The sequence below is a fragment of the Lysobacter sp. Soil_C_15 genome (assembly GCF_057657315.1).
On record NZ_JBDGIR010000008.1, the window covers coordinates 38993 to 62882 of the forward strand.

19 protein-coding genes are annotated in these 23890 nt (G+C 66.8%); 9 read left to right on the plus strand and 10 right to left on the minus strand.

All coding sequences use genetic code 11. From position 1 onward, the window contains the following. Positions 1–8: 8 nt before the first annotated feature. A complete protein-coding gene (sucC, locus tag AC3A57_RS17680) occupies positions 9–1175 on the minus strand; it encodes an ADP-forming succinate--CoA ligase subunit beta (protein WP_221669760.1) in 1167 nt (388 codons plus the stop codon). Positions 1176–1393: 218 nt separating this feature from the next. On the opposite strand from sucC, the gene AC3A57_RS17685 reads away from it, so the two are divergent. From AC3A57_RS17685 to AC3A57_RS17705, 5 genes are all read left to right on the plus strand, one after another. Then, positions 1394–3019, plus strand: coding sequence for a sensor histidine kinase (locus AC3A57_RS17685; RefSeq protein WP_487580127.1), 1626 nt, complete (start codon positions 1394–1396; stop codon positions 3017–3019). Positions 3020–3112: 93 nt separating this feature from the next. Then, entirely contained in the window at positions 3113–4528 is a 1416-nt protein-coding gene (locus AC3A57_RS17690) for a sigma-54-dependent transcriptional regulator (protein ID WP_487580128.1), read from the plus strand. 758 nt (positions 4529–5286) lie between these two features. Further along, on the plus strand, positions 5287–5718 hold the full coding sequence (locus AC3A57_RS17695) for a pilin (RefSeq protein WP_487580129.1): 432 nt from the start codon (positions 5287–5289) through the stop codon (positions 5716–5718). A 364-nt stretch (positions 5719–6082) separates the two neighbouring features. After that, the gene (locus AC3A57_RS17700; RefSeq protein WP_487580130.1) at positions 6083–6496 is read left to right on the plus strand and encodes a pilin; all 414 of its coding nucleotides are present in this window, start codon (positions 6083–6085) and stop codon (positions 6494–6496) included. Positions 6497–6620: 124 nt separating this feature from the next. Further along, positions 6621–8513, plus strand: coding sequence for a hypothetical protein (locus AC3A57_RS17705; protein WP_487580131.1), 1893 nt, complete (start codon positions 6621–6623; stop codon positions 8511–8513). An 83-nt stretch (positions 8514–8596) separates the two neighbouring features. On the opposite strand, the gene AC3A57_RS17710 is transcribed toward AC3A57_RS17705, so the two are convergent. Genes AC3A57_RS17710 through AC3A57_RS17735 form a run of 6 tightly spaced genes read right to left on the minus strand, consistent with a single transcriptional unit; the run spans position 8597 to position 14050 of the window. Then, positions 8597–9523, minus strand: a complete 927-nt coding sequence (locus tag AC3A57_RS17710) for a lysylphosphatidylglycerol synthase transmembrane domain-containing protein (protein WP_487580132.1) — start codon at positions 9521–9523, stop codon at positions 8597–8599. Beyond that, entirely contained in the window at positions 9516–10571 is a 1056-nt protein-coding gene (locus AC3A57_RS17715; RefSeq protein ID WP_487580133.1) for a hypothetical protein, read from the minus strand. Before AC3A57_RS17715 ends, AC3A57_RS17710 begins: the two co-directional genes overlap by 8 nt. Beyond that, positions 10568–11248 carry a hypothetical protein gene (locus AC3A57_RS17720; protein ID WP_487580134.1) on the minus strand — a complete coding sequence of 227 codons (681 nt, stop codon included), beginning with the start codon at positions 11246–11248 and terminating at the stop codon, positions 10568–10570. The genes AC3A57_RS17715 and AC3A57_RS17720 overlap by 4 nt, the downstream gene beginning before the upstream one ends. Further along, positions 11245–12036, minus strand: a complete 792-nt coding sequence (locus tag AC3A57_RS17725) for a polysaccharide deacetylase family protein (protein ID WP_487580135.1) — start codon at positions 12034–12036, stop codon at positions 11245–11247. Before AC3A57_RS17725 ends, AC3A57_RS17720 begins: the two co-directional genes overlap by 4 nt. A gap of 53 nt (positions 12037–12089) precedes the next feature. Then, positions 12090–13184, minus strand: coding sequence for a UDP-N-acetyl glucosamine 2-epimerase (locus AC3A57_RS17730; protein ID WP_487580136.1), 1095 nt, complete (start codon positions 13182–13184; stop codon positions 12090–12092). 14 nt (positions 13185–13198) lie between these two features. Next, entirely contained in the window at positions 13199–14050 is an 852-nt protein-coding gene (locus tag AC3A57_RS17735; protein ID WP_487580137.1) for a glycosyltransferase family 2 protein, read from the minus strand. Positions 14051–14184: 134 nt separating this feature from the next. On the opposite strand from AC3A57_RS17735, the gene pilB reads away from it, so the two are divergent. From pilB to coaE, 4 genes are read left to right on the plus strand one after another with little or no spacing between them, the layout of a single operon-like run. Further along, positions 14185–15912, plus strand: coding sequence for a type IV-A pilus assembly ATPase PilB (pilB, locus tag AC3A57_RS17740; RefSeq protein ID WP_487580138.1), 1728 nt, complete (start codon positions 14185–14187; stop codon positions 15910–15912). Between the two features lie 3 nt (positions 15913–15915). Beyond that, entirely contained in the window at positions 15916–17184 is a 1269-nt protein-coding gene (locus AC3A57_RS17745) for a type II secretion system F family protein (RefSeq protein WP_487580139.1), read from the plus strand. A gap of 21 nt (positions 17185–17205) precedes the next feature. Then, the gene (locus tag AC3A57_RS17750) at positions 17206–18093 is read left to right on the plus strand and encodes a prepilin peptidase (RefSeq protein ID WP_487580140.1); all 888 of its coding nucleotides are present in this window, start codon (positions 17206–17208) and stop codon (positions 18091–18093) included. A gap of 4 nt (positions 18094–18097) precedes the next feature. Continuing rightward, entirely contained in the window at positions 18098–18712 is a 615-nt protein-coding gene (gene coaE, locus AC3A57_RS17755) for a dephospho-CoA kinase (protein ID WP_487580141.1), read from the plus strand. Positions 18713–18725: 13 nt separating this feature from the next. Here the strand turns inward: coaE and AC3A57_RS17760 are convergent, their stop codons facing one another. The 3 genes from AC3A57_RS17760 to AC3A57_RS17770 form a co-directional block, all read right to left on the minus strand. After that, positions 18726–19682: a Nudix family hydrolase gene (locus tag AC3A57_RS17760; protein WP_487580302.1), complete on the minus strand. Its 957-nt coding sequence runs from the start codon at positions 19680–19682 to the stop codon at positions 18726–18728. A 106-nt stretch (positions 19683–19788) separates the two neighbouring features. Further along, positions 19789–22506 (minus strand): preprotein translocase subunit SecA, encoded by a 2718-nt coding sequence (secA, locus tag AC3A57_RS17765; protein ID WP_487580142.1) that lies wholly within the window; start codon positions 22504–22506, stop codon positions 19789–19791. A 448-nt stretch (positions 22507–22954) separates the two neighbouring features. Next, positions 22955–23884 (minus strand): peptidoglycan DD-metalloendopeptidase family protein, encoded by a 930-nt coding sequence (locus AC3A57_RS17770; protein ID WP_487580143.1) that lies wholly within the window; start codon positions 23882–23884, stop codon positions 22955–22957. Between the last annotated feature and the right edge of the window lie 6 nt (positions 23885–23890).

A 23890-nucleotide genomic window follows, 5' to 3' on the forward strand; every position in this document is an offset into this window, starting at 1 on the left:
TCGGCCTCTTACTTACCGGCGGCGGCGGCAACCGCCTTCTTCGCGCCGTCGTTGATGTCGTCGGCCGCAGTGATGGCCAGACCCGAGTTCTTCAGCAGTTCCTTGCCGGCTTCGACGTTGGTGCCTTCCAGGCGCACGATCACCGGGACCTTGACGTCGACTTCCTTGACCGCGGCGATGATGCCTTCGGCGATCATGTCGCAGCGGACGATGCCGCCGAAGATGTTGACGAAGATCGCCTTGACCTTGTCCGAGCTCAGGATCAGCTTGAACGCCTCGGTCACGCGCTCCTTGGTGGCGCCGCCGCCGACGTCGAGGAAGTTGGCCGGCGAGCCGCCGTTGAGCGAGATCACGTCCATGGTCGCCATCGCCAGGCCGGCGCCGTTCACCATGCAGCCGATGTTGCCGTCCATGGTGACGTAGTTGAGGTCGTGCTGGCTGGCCTTGACCTCGGTCTCGTCTTCCTGGCGGATGTCGCGCATCGCGGCCAGTTCGGCGTGGCGGAAGGTCGCGTTGTCGTCGGAGTTGATCTTGCCGTCGAGCACGGCCAGGTCGCCGTTGGTCAGGATCGCCAGCGGGTTCAGTTCGACCAGCGCCAGGTCCTTTTCGTTGAACAGCTTGTACAGGCCCAGCATGATCTTGGTCAGCTGGCCGACCTGCTTGGCGTTCAGGCCCAGGTCGAAGCCGAGGTTGCGGCACTCGTAGGGCTGCAGGCCCTGGACGTAGTTCACGTTCAGGGTCTTGATCGCCTCGGGCTTCTCGTGAGCGACCTGCTCGATGTCCATGCCGCCTTCGGCCGAGGCGATGAAGGTGATCGAGCGGGTGCTGCGATCGACCAGCACCGACAGATACAGTTCCTTGGCGATGTCGGTGGCCTGGGTCACCAGCACGCTGTCGACCGGCAGCTCGACGCCGGCGGTCTGGTAGGTGGCCATCTTGGTGCCGAGCATGCCCTTGGCGTACTCGCGCACTTCGTCGTAGGTCTTGGACAGCTTGACGCCGCCGGCCTTGCCGCGGCCGCCGGCGTGGATCTGCGCCTTGACGACCCAGAAGTCGCCGCCGATCGCCTTGGCAGCATCGACCGCTTCTTCCGGAGTGCGCGCAACGCGCCCGGCCGGCACTGCGATGCCGTAGTCGGCGAACAGCTGCTTAGCCTGATATTCGTGAAAATTCATGCGTCACCGAGGGGAGTGAAAGACGTCCCGCGCGGACGCGCGGCCAGGGGGCCGGAGCGCGCGCGAGGGGGCCGCATTGTCGCCGATCGGGGCGGGCCGAGCAAAACCCCGCCGCCCGTGCCGCCCGGCCGGGGCCGCGAAGGCCAGGATCGGGACCGGTCCGGCCAAGCCGCTCGCCCTATACTGCGTGCCATTCCGCCCGCGCCGGGAAACTCCGCTTGCCGTCAGGTCTCGCCCCTTCCAGTCCGGCCGATGCCGATCTCGCGCTACGGCGCGAACTGTATTTCTTCACCCTGTACCGGCTGCTGGAAGCCGCGTTGCTGGTGTTTTTCCTGTTCGGCCCGGTCGAAAACCTGATCGGCAGCCCGCGCCACGACCTGTTCGCCCGCTCGCTGGCCCTGGCCTACCTGTTCATCGCCGGCCTGCTGTTCCTGTTCAACGGCCGCGGCGAGCTGCGCGGCCAGGTCTTCTCCGGCATCGCCAGCGACCTGTTCTTCGGCATCCTGGCCATCCACGCCCTGCCCGGCGCCGGCACCGGCATCGCCCTGATGCTGATGTTCAACGTCGGCGCCGCGGCCCTGCTGCTGCGGGCCCGCTACGGCATCGGCGCGGCGGTCGTGGCCTGCCTGGGCCTGATCGGCGAATGGGTCTGGAACTGGATCGGCGGCGAAAGCCTGAGCCGGACCATCGCCGAGCCGATCATGTTCGCCCTGGCCTACCTCTCGATCGCCCTGCTCACCAGCGCGCTGGGCCGGCAGATGCGCGAGAGCCAGGAACTGGCCGAACGGCGCGGCGCCGAGGCCGCCAACTACGCCGAGGTCAACGAACTGATCATCCGCCGGATGCGCACCGGCGTGCTGCTGGTCGACGGCGAGGGCCGCCTGCGCCTGGCCAACGAGGCGGCGATGCTGCTGCTCGGCGACAGCGGCGAGTACGACGGCCAGCGCCACGGCCACCGGGTGCTGGCCCTGGCCGCGCCGGAACTGGCCCGGCGCCTGAGCCGTTGGCGCACCGAGGGCCGGCCCGACGAAAGCCCGATGCAGCTGGCTCCGGACCTGCCCGAGGTGGTGCCGCGCTTCACCCGCCTGCTCGCCGGCAGCGACCAGACTCTGATCTTCCTCGACGACACTTCGCTGGTCTCGCGCCACGCCGAATCGATCACCCTGGCCGCGCTGGGGCGCTTCTCGGCCAGCCTGGCGCACGAGATCCGCAACCCGCTGGCGGCGATCAACTACGCCGTGCAGTTGCTGGAGGAGTCGCGCGACATCGCCGTGTCCGACCGCCGCCTGCTCGAGATCGTGCGCCAACAGGGCGTGCGCATGAACGGTATCGTCGAGAACGTGCTCGGCATGGCCCGGCGCGAGCCGGCCAAGCCCGAGCACGTCGAACTGATGGGTTTCGTCCGCCAATTCGTCGACGAATACCGCGCCAGCCACCCGATCGAGCAGGACACCCTGCGCGCGACCGGACCCGACCACCGGGTCGAGACCATGGTCGACCCGCGCCAGTTGCATCAGGCGCTGACCGTGCTGGTGCACAACGCCCTGACCTACGGACGCATGCCGGGGCAGCCGGCGCGGGTCACCGTGAACGTGTATTTCGACGACGTCGGCCTGCCGGCGATCGACGTGCTCGACCGCGGTCCGGGCATTCCCGATTCGGTCGCCGAGCGCCTGTTCCGGCCGTTCTTCACCACCTCCAGTCACGGCACCGGCCTGGGCCTGTATATCGCGCGCGAGCTCTGCCGCGCCAACCAGGCCTCGCTGGATTATGTGCCGGTGCCCGGCGGCGGCGGTTGTTTCCGCATCCGCCTCACCGGCCCCAGCGCTTTGCCGACGCGTTGACCGTACCGCTGCGCATCCCATTCCGGACATATTCAAGCAGAGCATGCTTGGCCGCCACCGCCACGTTAAGATATCGTGGTCGGTGGAGGGCTCATGGCTGAAACCCGTAGTGCATTGGTGGTCGACGACGAACGCGATATTCGCGAGCTGCTCGTCATGACTTTGGGCCGGATGGGCCTTCGTTGCGACACCGCGTCCGGCATCGGCGAGGCGCGCAGTCAGCTGCTGCGCAATCGTTACGATCTGTGCCTGACCGACATGCGCCTGCCCGACGGCTCGGGCATGGAGCTGGTCGCCGAGATCAGCCAGAAATATCCGAATACCCCGGTCGCGATGATCACCGCCTTCGGCAACGTCGAAGCCGCGGTGGAGGCGCTCAAGGCCGGCGCCTTCGATTTCGTCGCCAAACCTGTAGACCTGGCGGTGCTGCGCGATCTGGTGCGCCATGCGCTGGAGCTCAACGAGACCCGGCGCAGCGCCAGCGAGGCGGTCGGTTCGCGCCTGTACGGCGAGTCTCCGGCGATGATCAAGCTGCGCCAGACCCTGGCCAAGGTCGCGCGCAGCCAGGCGCCGGTGTATATCGCCGGCGAATCCGGCGTGGGCAAGGAACTGGTCGCCCGCACCATCCATTCCGAAGGCGGCCGCGCCGACGGCCCGTTCGTGCCGGTCAACTGCGGCGCGATCCCGGCCGAACTGATGGAAAGCGAGTTCTTCGGCCACAAGAAAGGCAGCTTCACCGGCGCCCACGCCGACAAGCCCGGCCTGTTCCAGGCCGCCGACGGCGGCACCCTGTTCCTGGACGAGGTCGCCGAGCTGCCGCTGCCGATGCAGGTCAAGCTGCTGCGCGCGATCCAGGAGAAATCGATCCGCCCGGTCGGCGCCCAGGCCGAGGTGGTGGTCGACGTGCGGATCCTGTCGGCGACCCACAAGGACCTCGCCGCCCTGGTCGCCGACGGCCGCTTCCGCCAGGACTTGTACTACCGCATCAACGTCATCGAGCTGCGCGTGCCGCCGCTGCGCGAGCGCCTCGACGACCTGCCCGGCCTGGCCGCCAAGATCCTGCAGCGCCTGGCCGGCAACCAGGGCCGGGCGGTGCCGCGCCTGGGCGACGACGCGCTGGACGCGCTGCGCGCCTACGGCTTCCCTGGCAACGTGCGCGAGCTGGAGAACATCCTCGAGCGCGCCCTGGCCCTGGCCGAAGGCGAGGTGCTCAACGCCAGCGACCTGCGCCTACCGCGACTGGCGACCCAGGGAGCCCCGGTCGAGACCGGCGCCGGCGCAGTGGCCGGCTCCAACGCACCGGCCGCGCCCGCAGCCGTCGACCCGCGCACGCTCAACCCCCGCGACACCGCCACCAGCGCCCTGCCCTCCTACATCGAGGAGATCGAGCGCGCGGCGATCCAGCAGGCGCTGCAAGAGAACCGCTACAACAAGACCCGCACCGCCGCGGCGCTGGGCATCACCTTCCGCGCCCTGCGCTACAAGCTCAAGAAGCTCGGCATCGACTGACCCGGCCCGGTGCGTCGCGGCTCGCGACGCCCCTCCCTGGCGAACCGCAGCGGTTCGCCGCGGCCGCGGTCACTGCGGCGAAGGCGGCAACGCCGTCGTCCGCAAAAACATCCACCGGCCGCCGCTTCGGCCACACATCGCCTCGACGGGCGCGCCTGCGGCCGCGGCACTGGCTGCCGCCCCCCGTCCCCATCCAATTCCGCTTCGGATCGCAGGCCGGCTTGCTCCGCGACCGCACCGGCGGCTCGCCGGCGCGCACCGATCCGGCACAGGTCGCCCCCCCCCCCTCTCTCGCCGTGCCGCGATCGCCGGCATGCGCGTGTTCGTACGCCCTCAATGCCGCCCCGTCCGCACGGCAAACACGACCGCTTCCGGCCATCGTATTCAGCCTGCAATGTGATTCACATCTCGATTCATCCACGCAACATCGAAATCGAGCGACGAGCTCAAGCGCCTCGCCGGCAAATCGCGAAACCATTGCGCGATAAAGCTCACGCTTTTTAACGACGAATGTTCAACCTGACACATTTGGTCACCGTGAAGCCCCTGTGACTGACCTTCCGCGTCACTCCGCACAACCGCTCCGGGCAGCGATACGTGACCTCGCTACCAGTTTCTGACCGGGGCCTTCGCAGCCACGCGGTTGGCATGGGTTATGCGTACTCCCTGGTGCACGTGCGGCACGCACGGCTGCCGAAGGACCGAACACCGGACCTGCCGGCACGTGAAGCAACTCAATCACTCCTAGGGGATACACCATGAAGAAGCAGCAAGGCTTTACCCTGATCGAACTGATGATCGTCATCGCGATCCTGGGCATCCTGATCGCCATCGCCCTGCCGGCCTACCAGGACTACACCGTTCGCACCAAGAACGCCGAGTGCCTGAACGTCGCCGCCGCCGCCAAGCTGGCCGTGTCGGAAACCGCTCAGGACCGTGGCGCTCTGTCCCAGATCACCGCGACCAACACCGGTTACAGCTTCGTCGCCAGCAGCTACTGCACCAGCGTGACCATCACCGCCGGCACCGGCGTGATCATCGCCACCACCGACGGCGACACCCCGGGCACCGGCGGTCCGCAGGTGGCTTTCACCCTGACCCCGACCCAGGCCGCTGGCCGCATCGAATGGGATTGCTCGGTCCCGGCCGGTACCAAGATGTCGCAGGTCCCGGCCGAGTGCCGCCCGTAATCGTCTGATTACTGCCTGCTTCAACGAAGGCCCCGGCGCAAGCCGGGGCCTTTTGTTTTGCGCGTCCGTCTCTGCCGATGCTCGCTATATCCCCTCATCCTTGTCTCCCGCAGCGCGCCAGCGAATCGGTTCGTGCCGGCGACGACCGCTTACACGCCATGAGATACCGCTCATCGGCAGACTTATGTCGCACCGAGAAAAATAGCGATGAACGTCACTTTTTAGCTCTCTTTTACGCGCTCCGTCGCGATGCATTGGCACAGAGCATGCTTGCCATATGGGTATCGCGTACCACGGAGCAAGATCGCCGACGGACCGATCGCGGCCGACGCGGGCCACAGCCAAACTCCAGGGGGACACCGTAATGAAGCCGCAAAAGGGTTTTACTTTGATCGAACTGATGATCGTCATCGCGATCCTCGGAATCCTGATCGCCATCGCCTTGCCGGGCTATCTGGACTACACCACTCGGACCAAGAACTCCGAATGCCTTAACGTCGCCGCCGCTGCCAAACTCGCAGTAGCGGAGACCGCGCAAGACCGTGGCAGCCTCGCAGCGGTCACTGCCGCCAACACGGGCTACAGCTTCATCGCGTCGAGCTACTGCGCAAGCGTCGATATCGGTGCCAATGGAGTGATCACCGCCGTGTCCTCGCCGCAGAACAGCAACGCGGTGACTTTCACTCTCCGCCCAAGCGCTTTAGCCGGCCGGGTGGAGTGGGACTGCAGCGTAGCGGCGGGCACCAACCTGACGCTAGTGCCCGCGGAATGCCGCTAAGAGTCAAATCCCGTCCTACCTCAGAGCAGAAAACGAGTAGCGAGTCACTCGACGACCGCGCGGCACTCGGCAGAACGCCACGCGCTCCGTATAGTCTGGCCCGGGGCTCAATTCGGAACGGACTATGCTTGCTCGAGTCATCCTGCTCGCCGCGATGGCGCTCACCGTTGTCGCCTACTGGGCCGGCTTGTCCGGCCCCTTCATTTTCGACGACCAGCCCAACCTGGAGCCGATCCAGCGCTGGCTGGCCGGCGAGACCACCTGGCAGGCGGTGATATTCGGCAACGAGTCCGGCTTGCTGGGCCGGCCGGTGTCGATGGGCAGCTTCGTCCTCAGCGCCTACTTCGGCGGCCATACGACGTTCGCCTACAAGCTCGGCAACCTCATCGTCCATCTGCTGTGCGGTCTGGTCGGGTGGCAGGTCATCCGTCGCCTGCTAAGCGAAGATGCGAGACTGGCGCCGCGTGCGGATCTGCTGGCCAGCGTCGTAGTCGGTCTGTGGTTGCTGCATCCCATCAACGCCAGCACCGTGCTCTATTCCGTACAGCGCATGGCTCAGCTGAGCACCTTGTTCGTCCTGGCCTCGCTTTGGACCTATCTGGCCGCACGCCGCCAATTGGCCGCCGGCAGAGTCGGTCTCGCGCTGCCCAGCTTGTTCCTACTGTTTCCGCTGTTCGTCGCGGCCGGCCTGATGAGCAAGGAGAACGCCGCCGTCGCCCCGGCGCTATGCCTGGTGATCGAACTGGCCTACTTCCTCGCACGACCGGAACACAAGCGCATTCGTCAAGCGTTCTTCGGCGTGTTTCTGGCTCTGCCCGCCCTCGCCGTTTTTGCCGCGCTGTTCCTGGCTCCCGACAAGCTGATCGGCAGCTACTCCGAACGCGACTTCACCCTGACCGAACGCTTGCTGACGCAATCGCGCGCGTTGATGGATTACGTCGGCACCTTGTTGGTCCCGCGCACCCCGCTGATGGGCCTGTACACCGACGACTTCGCCGCCTCGGCCGGCCTGTTCTCGCCGCCTACGACGGCGATATCGATCCTCGCGCTACTGCTGATCAGCGCTTTGGCGATCAAGCTGCGCAAGCGGGCGCCGAGCTTTTTCGCCGGCTGGTTCTTCTTCCTGGTCGCGCACTCGGTCGAATCCGGCATCCTGCCGTTGGAGCTGTACTTCGAGCATCGCAATTATCTGCCCGGCTTCGGCCTGATTCTCGCCGTGGTCGGCCTGACCGCGCTGTTGCCAGAGGATCTGCCGCTCAACGTATTCAGCCCCAAGCAGCTCGGCTTCCTCGTCGCCGGCGGCTTCGCCGCAGCCTTCGCGATGGGCACCCTGGGCCGGGCCAATGTCTGGCAAGCCGAAGACACGATCCTGGAGCAGGGTTTGAAGCACCACTCGGGGTCGCTGCGCGCGCAATTGACCCGGGCCACCATTTCGATGCGCCAAGGCAATCTGCAGGGCTCCTACGATGCCTTCGCCGACCTGGTGGCCAGCAAGAACCCGCGCGTCCAGGCGGTCGGCCGAATCAGCTGGGTCACTCTGGACTGCATCAGCCGCAAGCCGGTCACCAAGGGGGAACTGCAGCACGCAGTGTCGTATGCGCGCCCCAGCCTCAGCACGTCGGAGGTTCCTGCGCTGCGATTGCTGGCGCGCGTGGTGCGGGAGCAAGGTTGCGGCGAAGTCACCAACACGGATATCGCCGATGCCATTGCATCCATGCTCGGCCGAGCCTCCCGACAGCCGGATAGCGCCCGGGCCAAATGGCTGACCCGCTTCCTCGCAGCCGAAACCTATCTCCAAGCCGGCAAGATTGCCGACGCGCAGAAGCAGGCCGAACTGGCCTGGAACGCCAGCGGCGACCTGCCGGTCGGGGTCCTGTTGGCGCAGATCTACGCCGGACGCGGCATGAAGCCGGAAGCCGAACGCCTGGTGGCCACGCTGCGTCAGCGCATGAAGCCCTACGATAAGACCGGGCAGGCGGAACTGGCCAAGGCCGAAGCCCTGCTGGCCAAGCTCTGACGGTTCGGCGCGCGCCGCCCGTAACTCGCGAGCGGCGCGCGGGCGGTGGCGCAAGTGACGCACGCGCCTTCGCGCCCTGCCCTTTAGGTATCGCCGGGATCTCGCCCGGCGAACCAGGCATAGGCGGCCGTCCCCAAAGCCATCACACCCAGCTGCACGAAACGGTCGACCAGCAAGGCGCCGATGAAAGCCTGCTCGTCTACCGAAAAAACGAATGCGAGCGAGCCCAGCAGCGCCTCTTTCACCCCCAGATTCGCCGGGGTCACGCTCAGAACCAGCATCAGATTGGCCAGCGCGCAGACCAGGATCGAGAACACCCAATCCCCGCGCAGCCCGACCGCATGCAGCAACCATTGCGTTTGCAGCACTTGCAGTGCGAAGAACGCGATCAACAAGAGCAAGATCTTTGCCTGGCAACGCCACGGCCGGGCCATCGCCTCGTGCACCCCGACCAGTGCGGGCGGCAACCACGAACGCAGGAACGCGTAGCTGCGCGCGTGGAGCAGGGCTGCGCAAGTCGACGCCACCCCAACGGCGACGGCGGCCATGAGCCACACCGGCGCCCGGTAGCGGACTAGAACGTCGCCTCCGTGGATGAGCGCCGCGGCGACGAACAGGACCGCGCTGAGACCGATCGTCAGCAACGTGACCAAAAGGAACTGGCCGATGGCATACCCGGGCGCTACTGCATACTTGAGGCGCAGGATCACCAGTCGCGAGCCCATTCCCCCCAACCGAAACGGGGTCAGATAGCCGGCAAGCGACGAAGTCATGTTGATGCCGGCCGCGTCGGACCAGCCGATGCCCCGATAGGGCGGCTCCAAGCCCGCCTTGAGAATCCACGCATTCAAGCCCTGCGCCGCGACGTACGACAAGGCCAGGACTCCGACGTTGCCCCAGCCGAAAGCCAACGCCCGCTGCACCACCTGGGGGTTGCACCAGCCGTACGCAAACAGCCCCGCAACGGCGGCCAAGAACAGCGAAGCGCGTAGCCAGGAATGCTTAAACACCCAGGAACCTCGCGAAAGGTCGGGGATCGTTCCATCGCCAATGCGCCAACATCCAGCGCCGGGTCAGCAAGTGCCCGACAGCCGCCAATGAATCGCGCCAGTCGGAGAACAAGGACAGCGGGAAGCCTTCATGAACCCAAGCCACGGCGCCCGGCAACCGCTCCGGCTCGCTCACCGCCTCGCCCGAAAGCCAGCGCCGGTAAAGATTGGCGTAGTCGATACCCAACAGGCGCGCCAGCTCGTGCTGCAGCCAGAACCGAAGGTTCACATCGATGACGAACAAGCGGCCGCTCTCGGAGCAGCGGATGAATTCGATCTCGAACATCCCCTGATAGTCCAGTTCGGCCAGCAGCGCCGCAGCGCGCTCCTGCAGCTCGCGATGCAACTCTCCGCGCTCATGGATCACCGAAAGCGTGGAAGTCCCGCCGGGGTGCGGATACTCCAGCGCTTTGGCATAGACCGCGCTACCGATCACCGTATCGGTACGCAAGCCGCATAACGACAAGTGCCCGCCCAGCGGCGCGCTCAAGCGCTTTTGGACGATGAACTCCTCGCCGGCCCGATACCCCCGCTCGATCTCGCCCGCCCCGGCGCCCTTTTTGCGTATCTCGAAGCCGGTAAACGGATGGCGCGGCTTGACGATCCAATCGCGGCCGGGTTCGCTTCCGGCATACGGCCGGGTTTCCGGCACATCGGACGCCAACTGGGCCAAAGCGAGCTTGTCGGCTACGCGCTCGATGGCCGCGATGCCGGCGAAAGGAAACCTCGCGCCGGTCGCCTGCAGCATCGCGCGATTGCGGGCGACATAAGCGTTCCACCGATCGTCGGTGGAGTAGAGTACGCCGCCGCCATCGGCCAGCAGCGAAAGCATCAATGCGTTGACGGCGTCGTCCGTCGGCTCGGGCCGGTGGAAGCGCGCTACCGCGCGGGAGACGCTGCAGACGGCGCGCGAGTCCAGATCCAGCACGTCGCACCGGACGCCCTCGCGCTGCAATGCCCTGGCGATCCCCAGCCCGTTCGCACGCCCGCCGAGAACGATGTGCTTCATTTCGCCTTGACGATCATCAATATTTCGTTGCACAACACTGCGTCGGCGAATCCGGCGATGCGCGAAACGACGCCCACGAGCCTCGGCGCACGCCGCCGGGTCGCGTTCACGAGCATGTTGTCGACGTATTCGATGCGGACCAGGGCGCCATTTTCGGGAACCATCCCTCGCAGCAGACCCTTCGTGAAACGACGATAGCGGAACAGGGAATTGCCGCGAAGCCGCTTCGCCGCGGAGACGATCACGTCGATGAAATTCCAGCGATTGTGAGCGAAAACGAACGCGTAGCCGGAAGTGATCCGAAGCTGCTCCTCGACGATCTTCGCGGATTGAAGGTCGTCGAACACCACGATCAAGCCGCTGTGGAACGTGATTTCGAACGCCGAATCCCTGAACGGCATATGGAAGGCATCGGCCACCACGCAGGAAGTGGCCGCGGATGCAGCGCGATCGAACACGCCCCGTTCCTTGTCCAGACTGCAGCACAGCGCCTGCGGCAGCTTCTCCGATAGGTAGCGAATGTCCTTGCCGCTGAACGCGCCCATTTCCAGCAGCGAGGCAGGCATCAAGTCGATCTCGCGGAGAAACTCCAGCACCCGTTCGGCCCGCTTCGGCCTGGCGCCACGATAGAGCTCGATGTTGCTGTCGAACAACGCGTCCCAATGATGAGATTTCATGCCGGTTTCCCCGAGGCATAGCCAATCAAGCCGACGCCGCGTTCGCGCAAGGCCAGCAACGTGGAGCAGAACAGATCGCGGCCGATGCCGGCGCAGAACACCGGATGGTCGTAGACCACCGCATGCGCCGCAGGCCCGGGCCGCAACTGGGAAACGATGCGTTCGGCCGCGCTCGCGGCATCCACGCCGCGCACCAGGCAGCTTTCGAAGTACCCCACCCCGCCGGGCTCGCCGGCGAATGCGGTATTGATTTCGCGCAGGATGCCGCCGCTCGCGGCCGCGCCGATGGGAAGGCCGGGCTCATGACGATCGTGCAGTTCCTCGAACCCGCACTGCGCCAGCACCGCTGGCAGGCCGGGCGGCGAGTTCCAGCCCGGCGAAGAGAACCGGCGCGGACGTTCCAGTCCGACCCGCTCGAACGCCCGCATGCCCCAAAGGACTTCGTCGCGCAAACGCTCGGTGTCCCAGTTCTGCGCCCCCCACTGCCATTCGCCGTGGTTGCGTCCGCCATGCAGACCCAACGCATGCCCTTCGCGTTCGGCCCGTCGTAGGATGGTGCCGGCGGTGAGTCCGACTTCAGGATTCAGCAGCGCCGTGCGCAGATAGCCGCCCAAGCCCATGCGCTGCATCGAACCGAGCTTGTCTGCCGGGGGCTCGGTCGCGGCGGCCGGCGCCGGCGGACGGAACAGATTGCGCAGGTACAGGGCGTGGGACACCGCCCGGCCCATGTTGACCATGAAGCAGAACTTCGCATCCAGGCGCTGGGCGAAGTCGATCAGAAAGGGCATGCCGCGATGCGCGCACGACCAAGTGTCGACATCGAAGCGGACGGTCAGGCGCATCAGTGCGGGCGCTCGCGCAGGTAACCGCGCAAGGCGGTGACGATTTCCTTGCTCGGCGACTGCGCGGGCAACGGCTTGATTCGCCCCGGCTCGCTGGCGGCGCGCTGGGCGAACTGCTTGATCTTGTCCAAGTCCAGATCGGCCAGCAGGACCGAATCGTCCAAGCCGTCGGGCCGCTCGGTGGCCTGGCGCAGCAGTACGCACGGGATGCCCAGCATCGCGCACTCTTCCTGGTTGCTGCCGCCGTCGGTTGCGACCAGGCGCGAGCCGCGGATCAGTCGGCCGAACGACACGAAATCCATCCGTTCGACCAGACTTACCCCCCGCCATCGCTCGATCTGCGCCAACAGCCCCAGTTTCTCCAGGCGTTGCCGGGTCACCGGATGCAGCACGAACCGCACCGGCATGACGTCGCGCCCCAACGCTTGCAGGACCGCGAGCGCGCGGTTCAAGCGATCGCGATTGAACAGGTTCTCCTGGCGGTGCATCGAGAACACCGCATAGGGCGGCCCGGCACGCGGCCCGGCGTCGGGCTCGCCGGCCACCGTCAGCCGCATCGCATCGACCAGGGTGTTGCCCTGGGTCATCAGTTTTTGGCCGCCAGCCCGATCCAGGTTCGCCATCGCCATCGGGTCTGGACACAGGTGCAAGGTCGCGACCTTGGACACCGCGACCCGGATCAGCTCCTCCGGGAAGGGATGGAAGATATCGAACGAGCGCAGCCCGGCCTCGACGTGTGCCACCGGCAGCGAGAATCGACGCCCGATCATCGCCCCGAGCAGGGTCGAGGCCGTATCGCCGTGAACCACGACGGCGCTGGTCCGACCCCAGACGCGCCGCAGTTCGGGACTGCCTGCGCGGCGCCAGGCCTTCACCGCCCAGGCCAGCAGGGACAGGCGGTCCTTGGCCTCCTCGCCAGGCACCAGGACCAGGTCGGGGTCGGGCAAGCCGAAGTTGCCCTGCAGCTCGTCGAAGGTCTCGCGGTGCTGTCCGGTGAGGATCAACGAGTAGTCGATCCCCTGGCGGATGGTCTCGCGGACGACCGGAGCCATCTTGATGTATTGCGCCTTGGTTCCTACGAGGTAAACCAGCACCGGATGCTCCGCCTTCAGTCCTTGCGGTAAGTCAGGCTGGTGATCTGCTCGGACACCAGCCCGATCAGGAACACGATGACGGCGGCGCTCAACAACAGCGCCGACATGTTGGTGAACCGCCCGTGCATGGCGTAAGTCCAGGCGTAGTGTCCCAGCCCGAGCAGGGTGAAGGCGACCGCAGTCGGGGCGAACAGCTTGAGCGGCGAATACAGCGTGGCGATCTTGAAGATGATCAGCAGGAAGCGGACGCCGTCGCGCAGCGGCCGGATATGGCTGTTGGTGCCGACCCGGCGCGCCACGTCCACCGGGACGTAGGTCACCGGATAGGCGCTGCGGAAGAACGCCATGGTGCTGGTCGTCGGGTAGCTGAATCCGTTCGGCAACAGGTGCAGGAACTCACGGAACTTGGCTGAGCGGACCGCGCGGAAACCTGAGGTCAGATCCTCGACCAGGTGGCCGGTCATCCAACTGGCGAGGCGGTTATAGAGGGCGTTGGCGGCGCCCCGGCCGACGCTGGCCTGGCCGGACGCGCTGCGCGCCCCGACCGCCATGTCGTAACCGGCCTCCAGGCGTTCCAGCAGCAACGGGATATGGGCTGGGTCGTGCTGGCCGTCGGCGTCCATGAACACGATGACCTCGCCGCGGGCCTCGCGGGCGCCGCGCTTGATCGCCGCCCCATTACCCATGGAATACGGCGAGGACAGGACCTTGGCCCCGAGCTCGGCCGCCACTGCGGCGGTGTCGTCGGTCGAGCCGTCGTCGACCACGATGATCTCGGCCCCAGGCAGGACCTGGCGCAACAAAGGCAGGGTGCGCCCCAGCCCCTCCGACTCGTTCTTGGCCGGCAATACTACGGATACGTGCATGTCACCTCCCCAGGGCGCAGGATAGCCGGTGTGCGCTGGGGCTCAAACCACCCGGCTCCAGAAAAGCGACACAGGTCAGCTCGCCAACCGCTGAGATTCAGGTAAAGTCAGGGTGGGGAAAACTGAGGGCTGCAATGTCCATCGCAACTGCCAATCTGGTGGGAATCACCGGCATTGCCCGGCGTCTGGTCATGGACGGCGCCCTGGACGAGGTCAAGGCGCGCGAGGCCATGGCCGCGGCCAGCGCCGACCGTAAGCCGATCGCCACCTATCTGGCCGAACAACGCCTGGTCACTTCGGGGCAGCTGGCGGCCGCCAACTCGATCGAGTTCGGCGTGCCCCTGTTCGACCCCTCGGCCATGGACCCGAGCCAGTCGGCCGTGCGCGCGATCAGCGAGGAGTTGATCCGCAAGCACAACGCCCTGCCGCTGTTCAAGCGCGGCAACAAGCTGTTCATCGGCCTGGCCGACCCGACCAACACCGGCGCCCTGGACGAGATCAAGTTCCAGACCAATGCCGCGGTCGAGGCGATCCTGGTCGACGAGGAGCTGATCCGCCGCACCCTGGACCGCTGGCTGGAGAGCTCCGACAACCTTGCCACCGCGGTCGGCGACGGCGATGGCCTGGAAACGCTCGAGATCGGCAAGGACGAGGACCTCGCCAACGTCGGCGGCGACACCGGCATCGACGCCAAGGGCGACGACACCCCGGTGGTGAAGTTCGTCAACAAGGTGCTGGTCGACGCGATCCGCCGCGGCGCCTCGGACATCCACTTCGAGCCCTACGAAACCGACTACCGGGTGCGCCTGCGCATCGACGGCCTGCTCAAGCAGGTCGCCAAGGTGCCGAACAAGCTGCACGCGCGCATCGCCGCGCGCCTGAAGGTCATGGCCCAGCTCGACATCGCCGAGAAGCGCGTGCCGCAGGACGGGCGCATCAAGCTCAACCTGTCCAAGACCAAGCAGATCGACTTCCGCATGAGCACCTTGCCGACCCTGTTCGGCGAGAAGATCGTGCTGCGCATCCTCGACGGCAGCGCGGCCCGGCTCGGCATCGAGAAGCTCGGCTACGAGGACGACCAGAAGGAGCTGTTCGTCGGCGCGGTGGTGAAGCCCTATGGCATGGTCCTGGTGACCGGCCCGACCGGCTCGGGCAAGACGGTGTCGCTGTACACCGCGCTCAACATCCTCAACGACGAGCAGCGCAACATCTCCACGGTCGAGGACCCGGTCGAAATCCGCGTGCCGGGCATCAACCAGGTGCAGATGAACGTCAAGCGCGGCATGACCTTCGCCGCGGCCCTGCGCAGCTTCCTGCGCCAGGACCCGGACGTGATCATGGTCGGCGAAATCCGCGACCTGGAGACCGCCGAGATCGCCATCAAGGCCGCCCAGACCGGCCACATGGTGCTGTCGACCCTGCACACCAACGACGCCCCGCAGACCATCGCCCGACTCATGAACATGGGCGTGGCGCCGTACAACATCACCTCCTCGGTCACCCTGGTGATCGCCCAGCGCCTCGCCCGCCGTCTGCACGACTGCAAGCGCGAGGTGCACCTGCCGGAACACGCGCTGCTCGCCGAAGGGTTCACCCCCGAGGAGATCGCCTCCGGCTTCAAGCTTTACGAGCCGGCCGGATGCCCGGACTGCACCGAAGGCTACAAAGGACGTACCGGCATCTACCAGGTCATGCCGATGACCGAAGAAATCCAGGCGATCGTGCTCGAAGGCGGCAATGCGATGCAGATCGCCGAAGCCGCCCAGCGCTCGGGCGTGCGCGACCTGCGCCGCTCGGCATTGGTCAAGGTGATGAACGGCGTCACCAGCCTGGCCGAAATCAACCGCGTAACCAAGGACTAAACCATGTCCGCGACCCGATCCGCCACCCGCGCCGCCACCAAACAACCGCAGCCCCAGGCACGCCGCGCCAACCCGCTCGACGTATTCGTCTGGGAGGGCACCGACAAGCGCGGCGTCAAGATGAAGGGCGAGCAGGCGGCCAAGAACGCCAACCTGCTGCGCGCCGAATTGCGCCGCCAGGGCATCACCCCGACCGTGGTCAAGCCCAAGGGCAAGCCGCTGTTCGGGGCCGGCAAGCGCATCACCCCGGGCGACATCGCCATCTTCAGCCGCCAGATCGCGACCATGATGAAGTCCGGCGTGCCGATCGTCGGCGCCCTGGAGATCATCGGCGAGGGTCATAAGAACGTGCGGATGAAGAACCTGCTCAACGCCGTGCGCGCCGACCTGGAAAGCGGCCTGTCGCTGTACGAGGCCATGTCCAAGCATCCGGTCCAGTTCGACGAGCTGTACCGCAATCTGGTCAAGGCCGGCGAATCGGCCGGCGTGCTCGAGACCGTGCTCGACACGGTCGCGACCTACAAAGAGAACATCGAAACCCTCAAGGGCAAGATCAAGAAGGCGCTGTTCTACCCGGCCACCGTGGTCGCGGTCGCGATCCTGGTCAGCGCGATCCTGCTGATCTTCGTGGTGCCGCAGTTCCAGTCGACGTTCAAGAGCTTCGGCGCCGACCTGCCGGCCTTCACCTTGATGGTGATCGGCATGAGCGATTTCATGATCGCCTGGTGGTGGGCCATCCTACTCCTGGTGATCGGCGCCGCGGTGGCCTTCATCATGGCCAAGAACCGCTCGCCGGCGTTCGCGCACTTCCTCGACCGGCTGATGCTGAAGATTCCAGTGGTCGGGCAGATCCTGCACAACGCCGCGATCGCCCGCTTCGCCCGCACCCTGGCGGTGACCTTTCGCGCCGGCGTGCCGCTGGTCGAGGCGCTGGACACCGTCGCCGGCGCCACCGGCAACGTGGTCTACGAGAAGGCCGTGAACCGGATCCGCGACGACGTCTCGGTCGGTTACCAGGTCAATATGGCGATGAAGCAGGTCAACCTGTTCCCGCATATGGTGATCCAGATGACCGCGATCGGCGAAGAGGCCGGCGCGCTCGACACCATGCTGGTCAAGGTCGCCGAGTTCTACGAGCAGGAGGTCAACAACGCCGTCGATGCGCTGTCCAGCCTGCTCGAACCGCTGATCATGGTCCTGCTCGGCGTGATCGTCGGCGGCATGGTCGTGGCCATGTACCTGCCGATCTTCAAACTTGCTGCGACGATCTGATCGGCGAAGTATCCTGACCGTATGGCATTTCTAGATCAGAACCCCGGCCTCGGGTATCCCCTCGTGGCCGGTTTCGGACTGCTGCTGGGCAGCTTCTACAACGTGGTGATCCTGCGCCTGCCCAAGCGATTGGAGTGGGAGTGGAAGAAGGATGCGCGCGAGGCCCTGGAGCAGCCGGAGGTCTACGATCCGCCGCCGCCGGGGATCGTAATCGAGCGCTCGCACTGCCCGAACTGCAAGCACCAGTTGTCCTGGTACGAGAACATTCCGGTGTTCAGCTACCTGGCGCTGCGCGGGCGCTGCCGTCACTGCAAGACCCCGATCTCGATGCAGTACCCCGCGGTCGAGCTGATCACCATGCTGCTGATGCTGGCCTGCGTGGCCCGTTTCGGCTTCGGCTGGCAGGGTTTCGGGGCGATGGTGTTCACCAGCTTCCTGATCGTCCTGTCCGGCATCGACCTGCGCACCCAGTACCTGCCGGACAACCTGACTTTGCCGCTGATGTGGCTGGGTATCATCGCCGCCAGCGACAACCTGTATTTCCCGGTCAAGCCGGCGGTACTCGGCGCCATCGCCGGCTACCTCAGCCTGTGGCTGGTCAATTGGATCTATAAGCAGTACCAGGTCGTGGTGAAACGGGTCAAAGACCCGCGCGAAGGCATGGGCGGCGGCGACTTCAAGCTGCTCGCCGCGATCGGCGCTTGGGTCGGGCTCAAAGGCATCCTGCCGACGATCCTGATGTCGTCCCTGGTCGGCGCGGTGATCGGTTCGATCTGGCTGGCGGTCAAGGGCCGCGACATGGGCGTGCCGATTCCGTTCGGCCCCTACCTGGCCATCGCCGGCGCGATCGTGTTCTTCAGCGGCGACTCCCTGCTCCAAGCCTACCTGCGCTTCTCCGGCCTGGCCTGAGCCGATGGCCGGGTTCTGCGTCGGCGTCACCGGCGGTGTGGCCTCGGGCAAGAGCGAGGTCACGCGCCGCTTCCAAGCCCTGGGCGTCGCGGTCGCCGATGCCGACCTGGCCGCGCGCGCCGCGGTCGCGGCCGGCAGCGCCGGCCTGGCCGAAATCGTCGCCGCCTTCGGTGCCGAAGTGCTCGACCGCGACGGCGGCCTCGACCGCGCCGCGATGCGCCAGCGCGTGTTCGGCGACGAAACCGCCCGCAAGCGACTGGAAGCCATCGTCCACCCGCGCGTGCGCGAGACGCTGCAGTTGCAGTGCCGCCAGGCGCCGGGACCGTACGCCATCGCCGCAATCCCGTTGCTGACCGAAGGCGGCGGCCGCGAGGCCTATCCCTGGCTGCAGCGGATCCTGGTCGTGGACGTGCCGGTCGCGACGCAACAGGCGCGGGTCATGCAGCGCGACCGCATCGACGCCGAGCTGGCCCAGCGCATGATCGCCGCCCAGGCCACGCGCGAGGCGCGCCTGGCGATCGCCGACGACGTGATCGTCAACGACGGCCCGCTGGACGCGCTACAGGCCCAGGTCGAAGCCCTGGACCGGCGCTACCGCGCCCTCGCCGCAGACGCCTGAGCAGGAGGCGGGCTCAGCCCGCCGGCCACAGCGAACGGATCGCGGCGATGCCCTGGGCGCCATGGCGCCGCGCCTGGATCAGATCGTCCGGCGCCAGGCCGCCGATGGCATAGATCGGCAGAGACACCGACTCGCGCAGGCGCGCGAACGACTCCCAGCCCATGCCCAGTCGGCCCGGATGGCTGGGGGTCTCGTGTATCGAACCGAGCACGGCGAAGTCGCAGCCCAGGGCCTGGGCCGCGCGCAGTTCGTCGGCATCGTGGCAGGACGCCGCCAACGGCAAGCCGTCGGCGAGCGGCCGACGGTCGAATTCGCGCAACTGCGCCGCACGCAGATGCAGGCCGGCGCCGAGCGCGGCCGCCAACGCGGCGTCGCCGCCGATCAGCGCCTCGGCCTTGGCCGCGCGGCAACGCTGCACCGCCGCGCCCGCCAGGCGCTGCCAGCGCGCGCCATCGAGCCCGGGCGCGCGCAAGTGCACGCGCTTGACTCCGCCCGCCAGGGCGCGGCTCAGCGCGTCCAGCCAGGCGCCGTCGTCGTCGCCGGGGGTCGGCGTGACCAGATAGGCCGGCGCCTGCTGCAAGGCCGCCACCACCGGCCGATCGGCCGGCGGCATCGGATAACTGGCCAGCTTGTGCGGCGGCGCCCAGACCAGGGCCTGGCCCTCGCGGCCGCGCGCCGCACCGCGCCAGGCGCGGATCTCGCGCACGTCCAGCACCAGTCGCTTGTCGGGATAGGCCTGCGGCACCCGGATCAGCTCGGCGCCGGGTTCGACCTCGATGCCGAGCTCTTCATGCAGCTCGCGGACCAGGGCCGCCTCCGGCGTCTCGCCGGCCTCGCGCTTGCCGCCCGGAAACTCCCATAACCCGGCCAGGTCCCGGCCCTCGGTGCGGCGGGTCAGCAACACCCGCCCGCGCGCGTCGCGGATCACTCCGGCGACGACGTCCACCACGCGGGACTCGGGACTGGGGATTCGGGACTCGGAAATATCGGAAACCGCCCTTGTTGCGGCTGAATCGGAACTCGCGGCCGAATCGGCTGTACGAATCCCGAATCCCGGATCCCGAGTCCCGCTACTTTCAGGCCAACTGCCCATGGCAGTGCTTGTACTTCTTGCCGCTGCCGCAGGGGCAGGGATCGTTGCGGCCGACGTTGGCGAAGGCTTCCTCGGACACCTGCGCGGCCTCTTCGTCGGCGCCGAAGCCGCCGGCGGAGGCGTGCTGGAACTGCATCTGCCGCGCCTGCGCCTCGGCCTGGGCGCGCTCGGCAGCCTCCAGCTCGGCGATTTCCTGCTCGCTCTGGATCCGCACGCGGGCCAGGATGGTCACCACTTCGCGCTTGACCTTGTCGAGCATCTCCGAGAACAGCTCGAAGGCTTCCTTCTTGTACTCCTGCTTGGGCTGCTTCTGCGCGTAGCCGCGCAGGTGGATGCCCTGGCGCAGGTAGTCCATGCGCGCCAGATGCTCCTTCCAGTTCTGATCGAGCACGTTGAGCATGATGTGCTTCTCGAGCATGCGCATGGTCTCGCTGCCGAGCTGCTGCTCGCGCGCGGAGAAATGCGCGGCCACCGCGTCCTGGACCTGCTGGGCGACGGTCTCGGCGTCCAGTTCCTCGGCCTTGCGCGCGGTCTCGACCAACGGCACCTGCACGTTGAGCTCCTGCGCCAGCGACGCTTCCAGGCCCGGCAGGTCCCACTGGTCGTCGACCGAGTTGGCCGGGACGTGGCGCTGGACCAGGTCGGCGACCACATCAAAGCGGATGCCGTCGACGTTGTCCTGCACGCTGTCGGCTTCCAGCAGCTCGTCGCGCTGGCCGTAGATGACCTTGCGCTGGTCGTTGTTGACGTCGTCGAAGTCGAGCAGGTTCTTGCGGATGTCGAAGTTATGCGCTTCGACCTTGCGCTGCGCGTTGGCGATCTGCTTGGTCACCAGCGGGCTTTCGATGATGTCGTCTTCCTTCAGGCCCATCCGCGCCATCACCTTCTGCACCCAGTCGGCGGCGAAGATGCGCATCAGGTTGTCTTCCAGCGACAGGTAGAAGCGCGACGAGCCCGGGTCGCCCTGGCGGCCGGCGCGGCCGCGCAGCTGGTTGTCGATGCGGCGCGACTCGTGGCGTTCGGTGCCGATGATGTGCAGGCCGCCGGCGGCCTTGACCTGATCGTGGCGCTCCTGCCAGGCGGCCTTGAGCCGCTGGTGGCTGACTTCGTCGACGGCCTGGCCGCCGTTCTGCGCGGCCAGGTCGGCCAGTTCGGCTTCCAGCGAACCGCCGAGCACGATGTCGGTGCCGCGGCCGGCCATGTTGGTGGCGATGGTGATCGCGCCCGGACGGCCGGCCTGGGCGATGATGTTGGCTTCGCGTTCGTGCTGCTTGGCGTTGAGCACTTCGTGCTTCACGCCGGCTTCGGTCAGCTGCTGGCTCAGCATCTCGGAGACCTCGATCGAGGTCGTACCGACCAGGACCGGCTGGCCGCGCTCGTGCGCCGCCTTGATCTCGTTGAGCACCGCCCTGTACTTGCCGTTGCGGTTGAGGAACACCTGGTCGGAGTGATCCTTGCGCTGCGCCGGCCGGTTGGTCGGAATCACGATCACTTCCAGGCCGTAGATGCTCTGGAATTCGTAGGCTTCGGTGTCCGCCGTACCGGTCATGCCGGCCAGCTTCTTGTACATGCGGAACAGGTTCTGGAAGGTGATCGAGGCCAGCGTCTGGTTCTCGCGCTGGACCGGCACGCCTTCCTTCGCTTCCACCGCCTGGTGCAGGCCGTCCGACCAGCGTCGGCCCGGCAGGGTGCGGCCGGTGAATTCGTCGACGATCACCACTTCGCCGTCGCGAACGATGTAGTCGACGTCGCGCTGGTAGATCGCGTGCGCGCGCAACGCGGCGTTGAGGTGATGGACCACGCTGATGTTCTGGCCGGCGTACAGCGAGTCTTCGTCGCCGATGATGCCGGCCTTGCGCAGCAGCTCTTCGGCGTGCTCCTGGCCGGCTTCGGACAGGTGCACCTGCTTGCCCTTCTCGTCCACCCAGTAATCGCCCTCGCCGTCCTCGGCGGTCTGCCGGGTCAGGGTCGGAACGATGCGGTTGACTTTGATGTACAGCTCCGGCGACTCGTCGGCCGGACCGGAAATGATCAGCGGCGTGCGCGCCTCGTCGATCAGGATCGAGTCGACTTCGTCGACGATCGCGTAATGCAGGCCGCGCTGGAAGCGGTCGTCCTTCGACAGCGCCATGTTGTCGCGCAGGTAGTCGAAGCCGAACTCGTTGTTGGTGCCGTAGGTGATGTCGCTTGCGTAAGCGGCGTGCTTGTCGCTGTGCGGCATGCCCGGATAGACCACGCCCACGCTCAGGCCGAGCCAGTTGTACAGCTTGCCCATCCACGCCGAGTCGCGCCGCGCCAGGTAGTCGTTGACCGTGACCACGTGGGTGCCCTTGCCTTCCAGGGCGTTGAGGTAGACCGGCAGCGTGCCGACCAGGGTCTTGCCCTCGCCGGTGCGCATTTCCGCGATCTTGCCCAGGTGCAGGACCATGCCGCCGATCAGCTGCACGTCGTAGTGGCGCATGCCGAGCACGCGCTTGGACGCCTCGCGGCAGACCGCGAACGCTTCCGGCAGCAGCTTGTCCAGCGCTTCGCCTTCGGCGATGCGCTTTTGGAATTCCGGCGTCTTGGCCTGCAGCTGGGCGTCGGAGAGCTTTTCCATCTCCGCTTCGAGCGCATTGATCTTGACGACGGAGCGTTGCAGTTGGCGCAGCAGGCGGTCGTTGCGGCTGCCGAAAACGCGGGTAAGCAAGCTGTTGAGCATGAACGGGTCCGTGTAAAGCGAACGGGGTTGCGCAGGCGGGACGATCTAAGAGCGCGCCGCCGGCGGCAAGTTCCCCAGGAATCCAGGACGACCGGCCCTCCCGACCGTCTCGGTGTCGCCGAAACGCGATCGGGGGCGCCGTGCGCCCCCGATCGGATCGAGCCTGGTCTTTGGCCACACCCATTCTAGCGTGGGGGGCGACCTGAACGGTATCAAGGGGGTTGGATGCCGCTGAATCGCGGAACTTTGCCGAATGCCGCGGTTCGCGACGGGAATCGCTGAATTGGGGGCCGGGGTGTGTCGGCCGATCGCCTGCAGCCGGCCCCGCTGGTCGAGGGCGCGGGCGTGACGCTTTGCGCGAGCTCGGAGTCGAGGCTTGGGGCGGCGGCTTTCGCCGGGGCGGTCGCGCGTCGGGCCCGCCGCAGCGCGGCGGGCGCTCGCCCTTGCTTTACTGCTTGATCTTCAGGCTCGCCTGAAGCGGGGACTGCTGGCTGAGGAACTGCTTCGGGTTCACCACCCGGCCGTTCTCCCACACCTCGAAGTGCACGTGGGCGCCGGTCGAGCGGCCGCTGGAGCCGGCCTTGGCCACTTCCTGGCCGGCGCGGACCAGCTCGCCGACCTTGAGCAGCAGGCGCGAGTTGTGCGCGTAGCGGGTCGTGTAGCCGTTGCCGTGGTCGATCTCGACCACGTTGCCGTAGCCCGAACGCACGCCGGAATAGCTGATCACGCCGTCGGCCACGGCCAGCACCGGGTCGCCGACGTCGGCTTCGAAGTCGATGCCCTTGTGGAACGCGGCGCCGCCGTTGAACGGATCGGCGCGGCCGCCGAAGCCGGAGGTGATGTAGCTGTTGGCGATCGGCGCGCGCGACGGCACGGCGTTCATGTCCAGCTGCCGGTTGAACAGCAGCGATTCCAGCACCGACAGTTGCTCGCCGGAGGCCTTGAACTGCTGCTGCAGCAGGTCCATGCCGGCGTCGAGCTCGGGCTTGGCCATGTCGCGCACCGGGCCGGCGCCGCCGACGCCGACCGGCTTTTCGAAGTCGAATTCGCCGTCCTGCAGCTGACCGATGCGGGTCAGGCGCTCGCCGAGAGCGTTGAGGCGGTTGGCCTCGGCCTGCAGTTCGCCCATGCGCGCGGCCAGGGCGTTGATCTCGCGTTGCGCGTCGCGGCGGGTGGCCGCGATTTCCGCCTGCTGCTGCGACAATTGCGCGCGTAGCATGCGGTTGTCGGCGATGCCGGCGCCGGCGCCGATGCTCAGGCCGGTGCCGAGCAGCAGGGCCATGGCGAGCGCCGGTCGGCGGGCGCCGAGGCGGCCGGCGTGCTGGAACCAATCGCCCAGCCGGGCTCGCGTGTTGTTTACGATGGATTGATAGGTCATGTGTCC